At 69.0% G+C, this 13,636-nt stretch carries 1 protein-coding gene; it reads left to right on the top strand.

Features of this window, described 5'->3' with window-relative positions; translation table 11 throughout:
* Positions 1 to 14: 14 nt before the first annotated feature.
* The gene (locus GM1_RS01450; protein WP_008375991.1) at positions 15 to 13,550 is read left to right on the top strand and encodes a non-ribosomal peptide synthetase; all 13,536 of its coding nucleotides are present in this window, start codon (positions 15 to 17) and stop codon (positions 13,548 to 13,550) included.
* The last annotated feature ends 86 nt before the right edge of the window (positions 13,551 to 13,636 follow it).

The following is a 13,636-nucleotide window of genomic DNA, read 5'->3' as shown; positions in this document are numbered from 1 at the left end:
AGGAGACAGAGCAGGTGCCGAACGTGGTAGGGCTCGCAGCAACGTCGTCGAACCGGACGGCGTTGGTCTTCGGCGATCGGCGACTGTCGCAACGCGAGTTCGCCGGACGTGTCAGCGTGCTCGCCCGTCAGCTGATCACCGAGGGCGTCGGGCCCGACGTGGCCGTCGCCGTCGTGATGCCTCGTTCAGTGGAACTCCTCGTCGCCATCCACGCGGTCACCGCGGCAGGCGGCCACTACATGCCGGTCGACACCGACGCGCCGGCTGACCGCGTGGAGTACCTGCTGTCCACATCTGCGGCGAAGATCGCCCTGGTCAAAGCGGGCGCCGTGCTCCCCGCGGGCCTCGGGGCGGTGCAACTCGTCGAGGTGGATGCCGACACGGCCGTCGACCTCGACTCGGCGACCGCCGCACCGGTCACCGACGCCGACCGCATCAGCCCTCTGCGTGGTGATCACGCCGCGTACACCCTGTTCACCTCGGGATCGACGGGACGTCCCAAGGGCGTGACGGTCTCGCATCGCGCGATCGTCAACCGCCTCGAATGGATGCGCGACTGGTACTCCCTCGACGCGACCGACGTGTTCCTGCAGAAGACACCGGTCACGTTCGACGTGTCGGTGTGGGAGCTGTTCCTGCCGTTCACCGTCGGCGCGACACTGGTGGTAGCCGAACCCGACCGCCACGGCGATCCCTCGTACATCGCGGACGTGATCGAGTCGAAGAGTGTCACCGCGATTCACTTCGTGCCGTCGATGCTCTCGGCATTCGCCGATGTGCTCGGCGAGAGGCTGACCGACCTCACGTCTCTTCGGGTCCTGTTCACCTCGGGAGAAGCCCTCACCACAGCCGTCTCCAGGGCCGTGCTGACGGCCCTCCCGCAGCTCGAACTGCACAACCTGTACGGGCCGACCGAGGCCGCCGTCGACGTGACCGCACAGCAGGTCACCGTCGACGACCCGACCGTCCCCATCGGCGTTCCCGTTCCGCACACCAGCACATTCGTCCTCGACCCGCGGCTCCAGCTGGTGCCGCGCGGTGTCCCCGGTGAGCTGTACCTCGGCGGAGTGCAGCTCGCACGTGGTTACGCGGCACGACCCGACCTCACCGCCGAACGGTTCGTCGCCGACCCGTTCGGCGAGCCGGGCGACCGCCTGTACCGAACCGGCGATCTGGTCCGCTGGAACTCCGCGGGACGGATCGAATACCTCGGCCGCACCGACTTCCAGGTGAAACTTCGCGGCCAGCGACTCGAACTCGGCGAGATCGAGGCCGTCGTGTCGTCCGCGCCCGGGGTGGTGCACGCCGCAGCGTCTGTCGCGAAACTGCCCGCGGGCGACCAACTCGTCGCGTACCTCGCTCCGCGAACCGTCGACGTCGACGCGGTCAAGGCCGTCGTCGCCGCGCGACTGCCCGAGTACATGCGTCCCACCGTCTGGATGACCCTCGACGAGATGCCACTGGGCAGCGCGGGCAAGGTCAACCGCCGGAAGCTGCCCGCACCCGAGCTGGTCGCCGCTGAACACGTCGAACCGGCCGAGGGTGTCGAGACACAGATCGCCCTCGTGTACGCGGCGGTGCTCGGCGCGGATCGAGTCAGCGCAGCCGAATCGTTCTTCGACCTCGGCGGAAACTCGCTCGCCGCCACTCGACTCGCAGCACGGATAGCAGCCGCTCTGGACGTCGATGTGACCGTCCGCGACGTCTTCGACGCACCGAGCGTCCGCGAGCTGGCAGCGGCGCTCTCCGGTCGCGGGCGCAGCGTGGAGGCACTGACCTCCCGCGAACGCCCACAACGGCTACCGCTGTCGACGGCGCAGCAGCGCATGTGGTTCATCAACCAGTTCGACACCGACTCCGCCGCCTACAACATCCCGATGGGACTCGCACTGAGCGGAGAGATCGATCTCCCCGCTCTCGGTGACGCACTCGGCGACGTGCTGGAGCGCCACGAGGTGTTGCGCACGATCTACCCGTCCGACACCGATGGACCGTTCCAACAGGTGCTCGGCGCAGATCAGGCGCGCGCCGCATTCGTGTGGGCGGAGTCCGCAGACCTCGACGGGCTCGTCGAATCGGCGTCACGCGGTTTCGACGTCAGTGCCGACCTCCCGATCCGCGGCGCCTTCCGGCAAACCGAGACCGGCGCCGACTTGGTGATCACGGCGCACCACATCGCGTTCGACGGCGAGTCGACGCCGGTGTTCGTCCGTGACCTCCTGGCGGCCTACCTGCGGCGAACCGGTGCCGCTGCGGAGCCCCAGCCGCCGTTGGACGTGCAGTACGCCGACTTCGCGCTCTGGCAGCGCGACGTGCTCGGCAGCTCCGACGACGTCACCTCCCCGTTGGGGAGGCAGACGGCATACTGGCGCGAACAGCTCGTCGACCTGCCCGCCGTCACCGATCTCCCGATGGACCGCTCCCGCCCGGCCGTGCTCGACACGGCGGGCGCCGTCCTGAGCGTCGACGTCGACGAGGCGCTCGCAGCAGGCGTCGACCGACTCGCACGTGCGCACGGCGCCACCGGATTCATGGTCACGCACGCAGCGTTGGCCATCACCGTCGCCCGACTCGCCTCCACGACGGACGTCGTGATCGGTTCACCCATCGCCGGCCGCACCGACGCCGCCCTCGACGACCTCGTCGGCATGTTCGTCAACACCCTCGTCCTGCGCACCCCAGTCGACTCCGCACAGACCGTCGCCGACTTCCTCGACGAGGTGCGCAGCGTCGACCTCGACGCCTTCGCCAACGCCGACGTCCAGTTCGACGACCTCATCGACGATCTGGCGCCGGAACGGTCCACCTCGCACCAGCCGCTCGTGCAGATCGCGTTCACCCACACGGCCGCGAACAATCGGGCCGATCTCGGCCCCATCGAACTCCCCGGACTGACCGCGTCCCCATTGAGCACCGCAGAGGCGTTCGCGAAGTTCGACCTCACCGTGGCGGTGTCCGAGGCGACCGCGGAACGTCCGATGCGGGCCGACTTCCTGTACGCCACCACGCTCTTCGACGAAGCGACCGTCGCGCTGATCGCCGACGCCTGGGTACAGGTGATCGCGGCGATGATCACCGACGCGGCGATCGCGACCGGCGACATCGACCTCGTCGGAACACCTCGCGTGGTGAAGTCGCGCAATTCCGTCGGCGGCACCACTCCGGCGATCGACGGTGGCGCCAGCGTGCCGGCACCGCTTCCCGACCTCCTCGCCGCACGTCATGTCGATCCGAGCCACCCGGCGCTGATCTGCGACGGCCAGACCGTCTCGTACGGCGAGTTCGATCAACGCACAGACGCCGTCGCGCGCACCCTGATCGGTCGGGGAGTGCGTCCCGACGACGTTGTCGCGGTCGGCCTCGAACGCTCGATCGCCTCCGTCGTCGCCGTGTTCGGCGTCATCAAATCCGGTGCCGCGTATGTGCCGATCGACCCGGCGTACCCCCAGGATCGCATCGACTACATGGTCTCCGACTCCGGTGTGCGCCTCGGCCTCACCGACGCCGCTACCCGCCCCCGCCTCGGGGAAGGCGACTGCGAGTGGATCGACGTCGACTCCCTCGCAACCGGCTCGTCGAGTGCGACCGCGACGCTTCCCGTCACGGCCGTCTCCGTCGACAATCTCGCCTATCTCGTCTACACGTCCGGATCCACGGGCCGACCCAAAGCCGTCGGCGTGAGCCACCGGGGTATGGCGAACTTCATCGACCAGTTCCGCGAGGTCAGCGGGACTCCCGCCGACGCGCCCGACACACGTGTCCTCCACGTCGCATCACCCAGCTTCGACGCATCGGTACTCGAGATGATGTGGTCGATCGGACTCGGCCACACCCTGGTGATCGCTCCCGCCTCCGAGTACGCCGGCGACGCCCTCGGCCGCGTCCTCGACCGCGACGCCGTCACAGACACCCTCATCACTCCCACAGTCCTCGCCACCGTCGACCCGGCGCGCGGTCGAACCATCCGCAACCTGGTGACCGGCGGTGAGGCGTGCCCGCCCGAACTCATCAACCGCTGGACCACACCGACCGGCGCGACCCGCACCACACCGACCGGCGCGACCCGCACCATGTACAACTTCTACGGCCCGTCCGAGGCCACGGTCTGGTCGTTGACCGGTGTCTCGGTTCCGGGGCAGCCGGTCACCATCGGACATCCGGTCCGCGGGTTCGCCGCGTACGTCCTCGACAACCGCCTGCATCAGGTGCCCCGCGGAGTGGTCGGGGAGCTGTACCTCGCATCCGACGACTCTCTCGCTCGCGGCTACCTCGGACGACCGGGTCAGACGTCGGGCGCATTCGTCGCCGACCCGTTCTCGAGCACCCCGGGCGCGCGGATGTACGCCACCGGCGACCTCGTACGCGTGAACAGCCGGGGAGAGGTCGAGTTCGCGGGCCGCGCCGACCACCAGGTCAAGATCAACGGTCAACGTGTTGAACTCGGCGAGATCGAAGCGGTCCTGCAGTCGCTTCCGTCGGTCGACTCGACAGTCGTCATCGGCGCGAAGGACGTCTCCGGCCGCAGCAGGCTCGTCGCCTACCTCGTTCCGGCCGCAGGCCAGACGATCGACACCGGCGCGGTGCTCGCCGAGGCCGGACACCGGCTCGCCGCTCACATGGTTCCGCACGTGGCCGTCGTCCTCGACGAACTGCCTCTGACCCCGGGCGGAAAGCTCGACCGTCGCGCGCTGTCACTGCGCGCCCCCGACGAACTCGACGGAGTCCTCGGCGGCGACAACGACATCGTCGCCCCCGCCTCCGCTGCCGAAGAGGCGCTGGCGGCGATCGTCTCGGGCCTGCTCGGACGGGACCGCGTCGGCGTCACCGACTCGTTCTTCGGCATGGGCGGCGACTCGATCATGTCGATCCAGCTCGCGTCCGCAGCCCGAGCGGCAGGCATCGAGCTGACGCCCCGTGAGATCTTCGAACACAAGACTGTTCGCGGGATGGCACGTGCCGCAGCCGCAGGCGCGATCCGACTCCCCATGATCGACGAGCCGGGCGGCGCCCCGACCGGCTCGATGCCGCTGCCGCCCATCGTGTCGTGGCTGATCGACGCGTCACCGACACCGACAGACTTGAACGACTTCAATCAGGCGATGGTCCTGACCGCGCCAGACGGCCTCACCGTCGACCGCCTTGCGGCAGTGCTCGGCGCGGTCGTCGACGCACACCCCATGCTGTCGGCTGTCCTCGAACGCGGAGTCGACGGGCACTGGACCCTCACCTCGGGAGGCCCGTTCGACCCCGCGTCCGCGATGTCCACCGCCGACGACATCGTGGCCGCGCACGCAGCCGACGCGTCACGTCTCGACCCGTCCGCCGGGGCGATGGTCCGGGCGAGCATCGTCGGCGACCGAGTCGTCCTCACCGTCCATCACCTCGCCGTCGACGCCGTGTCCTGGCCGATCCTCATCGAGGACCTCGTCACCGCATGGGCGCACCACTCCACATCACAGCCCGTCAGTCTCCGCTCCGAGGTGTCGTCGGCTCGTGCATGGGCGACGGCCCTCGATGCACACGCCGCAGACCGCGCCGGCGAACTCGATTACTGGCTGGCACGCGCCCCGCACACGGCGAACCCGCTCGACTCCGCTCGCGGAGCGGGCCGCGGCGTCGAGAAGGGCGCCTACTCGGCCACCGAATCATTGGTGCACCGGGTGGAGCCCGCCATCGCCGCACCGCTGGTCTCCGAGGTCCCCGACGCCTTCGGCGGCGCGACGACCGACGTGCTGCTGGCGGCGCTCGCGACGGCGGTCCGCGACTGGCAGTCCGCCGTCGGCATCGCCGACGACGGTCCCGTCGCGATCCTGTCCGAGGGCCACGGCCGGTATGAGGACGTGCTCGCCGACGCCGAGAAACCGACCCGGGCCGACCTGTCGCGCACCGTTGGATGGTTCACCACGATCGCACCGATCCTCGTCGACCCGGCACTGGATCCGGTGCACGCGGTGAAGGCGGTCAAGGAGGAGCGACTCGCCCAGCCGGGACACGGCGTGGGGTACGGACTGCTGCGCTACCGAGCGTCCACTGAACTGTCGACACGGCCGCTCCCGTCGATCGCGTTCAACTACCTCGGCGGATCGGGAACGGTCGTCGACGGACCCGAGCCCGCCGAGTCGGCGCAGGACGTCGGCTTCCTGCCCGCCCCCGATGCGCCGTTCCTCCCGTCGGTCATCGACAGCGGGCTGGAAGCGATGGCGCCCCTGGTCATCAACGCCTCGACCGTCGCAGGCCCGGACGGGCCCACCCTGTCGGCGGACTTCCGGTACAGCTCGACGATCCTGTCCGGCGACGACGTCAGGCAGATCACCGAGAACTGGACGCGCACGCTCGCCGAGATCGTGGCGGCCTCCCGCACCGACGTCGGGCTCTCTCCGTCCGATGTCCCCGGCAGCGGTGTCACCCAGACAGACCTCGACACCATCAGCGCGGCACACCCCGGATGTGACATCTGGCCGCTCACGCCGCTGCAGCGCGGACTCTACTTCCAGTCGCAGCTGGCAGGGGCGGACGCCGTCGACGTGTACGTGACGCAGGCGGTGCTGCATCTCGACGGCGACGTGGACACCGATCGGTTGCACCGCGCGACGAACGATCTGCTGGCGCACCACCGGTCGTTGCGGTCGGCGTTCGTCCAGACGTCGAGCGGAGCGGTCGTGGCGGTGGTTCCCGAACGCGTCGACGTCCCGTGGCGAGTGGTCGAGGTCGACGACTCGGCGCAGACCGCGCACATCGCCGCCGCCGAGAAGCTCGTGCCGTTCGACATGTCGGTCGCACCACTGCTTCGGGTGGTGCTCGTCGGCCACCCGGACGGCGCGAGTGTGGTCATCACCAACCATCACATCCTGTTCGACGGCTGGTCCGGCCCGCTGGTGATGGCGGATCTGCTCGCGCTCTACGCGACGGGCGCGGCGTACACCGGTCTCGCCGGCTCGTCCGGCAACGACTTCGCCGATTACGCTCGGCGGGTCGGCAGGGCCGACCACGAAGCCGGCCTCGACGCGTGGCGCGACGTGCTCGCACCGATCGCCGAACCGACCCTCGTCGCCGCACAGGTGGAGGCAACCGCCGACACGATGCCGCGGGACCTGCGGGTACCGCTGGGCGCCGACCTCACCGAGGCGATCGAAGGACTGTCACGCCGCAGCGGTGCGACGGTGTCGACCGTCCTGCAGTTCGCGTGGGCGCTGCTGGTCTCGCGGTACACGGGCAACCGGGTCGTGACGTTCGGCGAGACGGTGTCGGGCCGCCCCGCGGATCTCGACGGTGTCGAGTCGATGGTCGGCCTGTTCATCAACACGCTGCCCGCCGTCGTCGACGTCGACCCGAACGCTCAGGCCGTCGACGTCCTCGCCGCGCTGCAAGCGGACAAGGTCAAGGTCCTCGATCACCAGCACATCGGCCTGCCCGAGCTGACCGCGCTCACCGGGCTGCCGACGCTGTTCGACACGTTGACGGTGTACGAGTCGTATCCCGTCGACACCGACAGCCTGGAGAACGCCGACACCGAGTCGATGGGCGCAGGCCTGACGATCCGCGGCGCGGAGGTCACCGACGCGACGCACTACCCGCTGAACCTGGGGGCGGCGCCGACCGCCGACGGCATCCTGCTGACCCTCAAGTACATGCCTGCCGCGTTCAGCGACGGCCAGGCGCAGGTGTTCGCGGACGCGCTCGGACAGATCCTGACGGTGATCGCAGCCGACCCCGAGCGCCGCGTGGGCGACATCCCGCTCGTCGCGCACGAGTCGCTGGCGGGCGCCGTGCTGCCCCCGCCGGCGGACGCGGTGAGCCCGGCTCGGTTCGTCGACATGCTCGCCGCCCGCGACCTGGACCCGGCACATCCTGCGATCATCGCGGGCGACGAGGTGATCTCCTACGCCGAGTTCGAGGCGCGCACCAACCGGGTCGCGCGCCGTCTCATCGCCGAGGGGGTCGGCGCGGGCGACGTCGTCGCCGTTGTCATCGACAGGTCCGTCGAATCGGTGACCGCGGTGTGGGGTGCGGTCAAGACCGGCGCGGCGTTCGTCGCGATCGACCCGACGCACCCGGACGAGCGCATCGCAGGCATGCTCGACGACACCCGATCACCGATCGGCATCACGGTCCCCGGCCACGTCGACCGGTTGTCGGGATTCGACACGCGGTGGCTGCTCGTCGACGACCTCGCCGCGTCCGGTGTCGGCGAGGACGACGTGACCGACGCCGAACGCAACGGAATCGTCCACCTCGACGATCTCGCGTACCTGATCTTCACATCGGGCACGACGGGCCGACCGAAGGCCGCCTCGAACATCAACCGAGGCCTGGCGACTCTCGCCGACCGGCTCGCCCAGATCACCGGGACACGCACCGACCACGAGCACACGCGGATCCTGCATCTGTCGTCGCCGAGTTTCGACGCCTCGTTCTTCGAGATGATCTGGGCCCTCGGCGCCGGACACACGATGGTCGTCTCACCCGCGTCCGACTACGCGGGCCCGGCACTCGACACGATTCTGCGGGAACACCGGATCACCGATCTCGTGTTGACTCCGTCGGTGCTCGCCACCTTGGACGTCGGGAACGCCGTCGACCTCCGCAACCTCATCGTGTGCGGCGAGGCCTGCCCGCAGGAACTCTCCGACGAATGGACGTCGGCGGGCAAGAACATGTTCAACTTCTACGGGCCGTCCGAGGCGACCGTCATCTCGTCGACGGCGACCCTGCGGCCGGGCAAGCCGGTGAACATCGGCACCTCCGTGCGCGGGTTCACCGGGTACGTCCTCGACTCGCGCCTGCAGCCGGTGCCGCACGGGTTCGTCGGCGAGCTCTATCTCTCGGCGCCCGCCGGCCTCGGCCGGGGTTACCTGCGCCGACACGGACTGACCGCCGAGCGCTTCGTCGCCGATCCGTTCGCAGGCGACGGCGGCCGCATGTACGCGACAGGCGACCTCGTGCGGATCAACGACGCCGCCGAACTCGAGTTCGCCGGTCGCGCAGACTTCCAGGTGAAGATCGCGGGCCAGCGCATCGAGCTGGGGGAGATCGAGACCGTGCTGCGTGAGCAGCCCGGTGTGGTGTCCGCGGTGGTCGTGGGTATCGGGGAGCCCGCGAACGCACTGGCCGCGTATGTTGTGGGCGGCGACCTGACGGTCGACGACCTGCGCACGGCGGCACGTCATCGACTGCCCGCGTTCATGGTGCCTGCGAGCATCATGGTGATCGACGAGATCCCGATCAACAACGTCGGCAAGCTCGACCGTCGTGCGCTCCCCGCACCCGAGTTCGCCGACGCCGAGCACGTCGCGCCGACAACACCGGACGAGGAGACGGTGGCCGCGGTGTTCGCCGACGTCCTCGGGACCGACCTGGTGAGCGTCACCGCGTCGTTCTTCGACCTCGGCGGCAACTCGCTGTCGGCGACCCGTCTGGTCGCTCGGGTGTCGGAGGCTCTCGGCGTCGACGTGTCGGTGCGCGACGTGTTCGGCTCTCCGAGCGTTCGCGACCTGGTGGCAGAGGTATCGGGCAACCGAGCCGCACTCGAGGCGATCACCGCCGTCCATCCGCGACCCGAGCGGATTCCGGTCTCGTTCGCGCAGCAGCGCATGTGGTTCATCAACCAGCTTCAGCCGGATGCCGCGACGTACAACGTGCCCGCCGTGGTCTCGCTGTCGGGGCCGCTCGATGCGGAGGCGCTGCACGCTGCGCTGCTCGACGTGATCGGCCGACACGAAGTGCTGCGGACTTCGTTCCCGTCCGACGACGGGGTGCCGTTCCAGCAGGTGCACGACATCGCGACCGCGAAGGAGATGCTCGACTGGAGGGTCGTCACCGACACCTCCGAGGTGGAGCGCGTCGTCACCGCAGGGTTCGACCTCGCGCGAGGTCTCCCGATCCGTGGACGTCTCCTCACCACCGGAGACGACGAGCACGTGCTCGCGCTCGTCGCACACCACATCGCCGCCGACGGCGAATCGGTGCGGCCGCTCGTCGCCGACCTGATCTCGGCGTACGCGGCCCGGTCAGAGAATCGTGCCCCGGTGTTCGTCCCGCTCGACGTGCAGTACGCCGACTTCGCACTGTGGCAACACCGTGTGCTGGGAAGCCCGGACGATCCGCGTTCGGTTCTCGGCGGGGAACTGGCGTACTGGACCGATCGGCTCGCGGGCCTGCCCGATGTGCTGCGTCTCCCGACCGATCGTCCTCGCCCCGAGGTCGCGTCTCATCGAGGCGCGACGGTCCCGCTGCGCGTTCCCGCCGACGTCGCCGCGCGGGTGGCCGCCTTCGCAGCCCAGCGGTCAGTCACTCCGTTCATGGTCATTCACACCGCGCTGGCCGCGGTGCTCGCGAGGTTGTCCGGAGAGTGCGACGTCGCCATCGCGACACCCACCGCGGGCCGAGGCCGGCGTGAGATCGATCCTCTCGTCGGCATGTTCGTGAACACGCTCGTCCTGCGGACGACGATGGATCCCGACGACTCGTTCGACGGCCTTCTGACGCGTGCACGGGCTGCCGACGTCGACGCGTTCGCTCACGCGACAGTGCCCTTCGAGGCGATCGTCGAGGCGGTGAATCCGACACGGTCGGAGGCGTTCTCGCCGCTGGCCCAGGTGATTCTGTCGTTCGGCGACAGCGGTGACAGCGGCCCGGTCGAGCTCGGAGACTTGACGGTCCGACCCGTCGACGCTCCGGAGAAGCCCGCCCAGTTCGACCTCGCTGTTGAGCTCGCGGCAGGCTCGGGCGACTGGACCGGCTCGCTCATCTATGCGACAGAGTTGTTCGACGCTTCGACCGTCGCACGATTCGCGGACATGTTCGTCACCGCCCTCGACGCCGGAGCGACCGCGCCGTCGACTCCGGTGTCGGCGCTTGTGCTCGGCGACGGCCCGGCCGACCTGCCTGCGCCGAACGTGGACACCGTGAACGCCGGGCGCAGTCTGGTGGGCCTCTTCGCGGACACCGTCGCCGAGCACGGTTCGAACAGTGCGGTCTCGGACGGCGCCCGGGCATTGGACTACACGGAGTTGAATGCTCGGTCGTCGGCGATCGCCGCATCGCTGCAGCACACCGGGGTCCTCCCGGGCGACCTGGTGGCTGTCGCCACCGACCGCAGCGTCGATCTCGCCTCGTCGATCCTCGGTGTCCTCAAGGTCGGCGCGGGCTACCTCCCGTTGGACACGTCGAATCCGGAGGATCGGCTGCGGTTCATCGTCGAAGACGCGATGCCGTCGGCGGTGATCGTCGACGCCTCCACCGCCGGACTCGGTCTCTGGTCGTCGCTGCCGCCGCAGGTGGCCGTCGTCACCGTCGACGACCTCGTCGAACGGGGGACCGGCGCAGACGTCGATCCACCGACGATCCAGCCGGACGCACGTGCCTACGTGATCTACACGTCGGGGTCCACCGGCCGTCCCAAGGGCGTAGAGGTGACGCACCGCGACGTCGTGACACTGATGGATGCGGCCGCGGACGACTTCGTGTTCGAGTCGACGGACGTGTGGACCATGTTCCATTCGTACGCGTTCGACTTCTCGGTCTGGGAGCTGTGGGGGCCGCTGCTGACGGGCGGCCGGCTGGTGGTCGTCGATCGACTGCTCGCACGTGATCCCGGAGCCTTCGTGCGGTTCTGTGCGGACGAGTCGGTCACGGTGCTGTCGTTGACCCCGTCGGCGTTCTACCAGTTCGCTCAGGCGCGTCGTGATGTCGGCGACGTCGATCTGTCGTTGCGATACCTGGTGTTCGGCGGCGAGGAGCTGAACTTCGAGTACGTGCGTCGCTGGTTCGACGACTTCCCCGCCGGTTCCCCGAGCGTCGCTACTCGTTCCCCGAGCGGAGTCGAGGGGCCGGTGCTGGTGAACATGTACGGAATCACTGAGACGACGGTGCATGTGACGTTCCGTGAGCTCGACCCGGCGACTGTGCGAGCGGACGACGCGAGCTTCGTCGGCAGGCCGCTCTCATCGTTGGGGCTGTGCGTTCTCGACTCCCATCTCCGACCGGTGCCCGACGGTGTGGTCGGCGAGATGTACGTGACCGGAGGTCAGTTGGCCCAGGGCTACCTGAATCGTCCGGGCCTGTCGTCGGAGCGGTTCGTGGCCAACCCGTTCGGCCCTGCCGGGTCACGGATGTATCGGACCGGCGATCTCGCTCGTCGGGTGGGCGACGACATCGCCTATCTCGGGCGCGGTGACGCACAGGTGCAGTTGCGCGGCTACCGGATCGAGTACGGCGAGATCGAAACCGCGATGGCGGCAGCCGACGGCGTGACCGGAGCTGCGGCGTCGGTGGTGGACATGCCCGGGCGCGGCGAGCAGCTGATCGGGTACGTCGTGACCGACGTGGTGGTCGACGCCGCCGCGATCAGGGCTGCAGTGGGCCGTGCCGTCCCCGCGTACATGGTGCCGGACGCGATCGTGGCCGTCGACGACTTGCCGCTGACCGCCAACGGAAAGCTCGACCGTGGTGCGCTGCCGGTTCCGAATGCGTCCGACGCGGTGACGTCGGTCGACTACGTGGCCCCGGCGAATCCGGTCGAGACCGCGATCGCAGAGGTGTTCGCGGACCTCCTGGGCGTGGAGCGCGTCAGTGCGACGGCGTCGTTCTTCGACGTCGGCGGAAACTCGTTGTCGGCCACCCGCGTCCGGTCGCGGTTGAGTGAGCGCAACGGGCTGGTCGTGGAACTGGCCTGGCTGTTCAGCGATCCGACGCCACGTGAACTGGCTCGTCGCCTGCAGGAGGGCGGAGCGGAGGCGAACGACGTCGTGATCGCGCTGCGCAGCGACGGTTCGAGGGCTCCGCTGTTCTGCGTCCATCCCGCCGGGGGTCTGGCGTGGTTCTACGGAGGTCTGCTGCCATATCTGCCAGACCGGCCGGTGTACGGCCTGCAGGATCCTCACGTCGTGGCGGGGGAGGACTCGTTCACTGACATCGCGGAGCTCGCGGACCGCTACGTCGACGAGATTCGTGCTGTGCAGCCCGAGGGTCCGTACAACATCCTCGGTTGGTCCATCGGAGGTGTCATCGCGTTCGCGATGGCCAACAGGCTCGAGCGTGAGGGCGAGAGCGTCGGCTACCTCGGTGTGATGGACGCTCAGCCGGACGATCCGGAGTCGATCGCGGCTGCGGTTCAGGCACGAGCCGAGCGGACCGGCGCTGATGCGGACGAGATGGCGACCGACGAGGTGATGGACGTTCTCGGCGGGTGGCGCACTCTGTTCGATCTCGACGACGATGTCACCGCGGAGAGCACGGAGGACCTGACCGAGTTGATCCGTTCGCAGATCGCGGGCATGGGTCTGTTCGGGGAAGGGCAGGTCGAGGCCATCATGGACAGCTTCGCCTCGGCGCCGGACCTCGCGGTCACACTCCGTCCCGAGCCGTTCGCCGGGCGGGTCCAGGTGTTCGTTGCGACAGCCGACAAGGCCGATCCGGAGAGCGTCGCCGGAGCCTGGGCGCCGCACGTCGAAGGCGTCGACGCTCACTACGTTCAGACCCACCATCTCGGGATGACGGACGCTGAGTCGCTCGCCGTGATCGGCCCGGTGATCGATAGGGCGCTCGAGTGACCTGACAACCAACGGCCCGCGGGTCGGACAGTGATTTACTAGAAAGCAGTGACGGTCGATCCGACGGACGACCTAGTGACGCGCAT

Source organism: Gordonia malaquae NBRC 108250, from assembly GCF_000344135.1.
GTDB classification, from domain to species: Bacteria; Actinomycetota; Actinomycetes; order Mycobacteriales; family Mycobacteriaceae; genus Gordonia; species Gordonia malaquae.
This window is presented reverse-complemented; position numbering and strand designations above follow the sequence as displayed.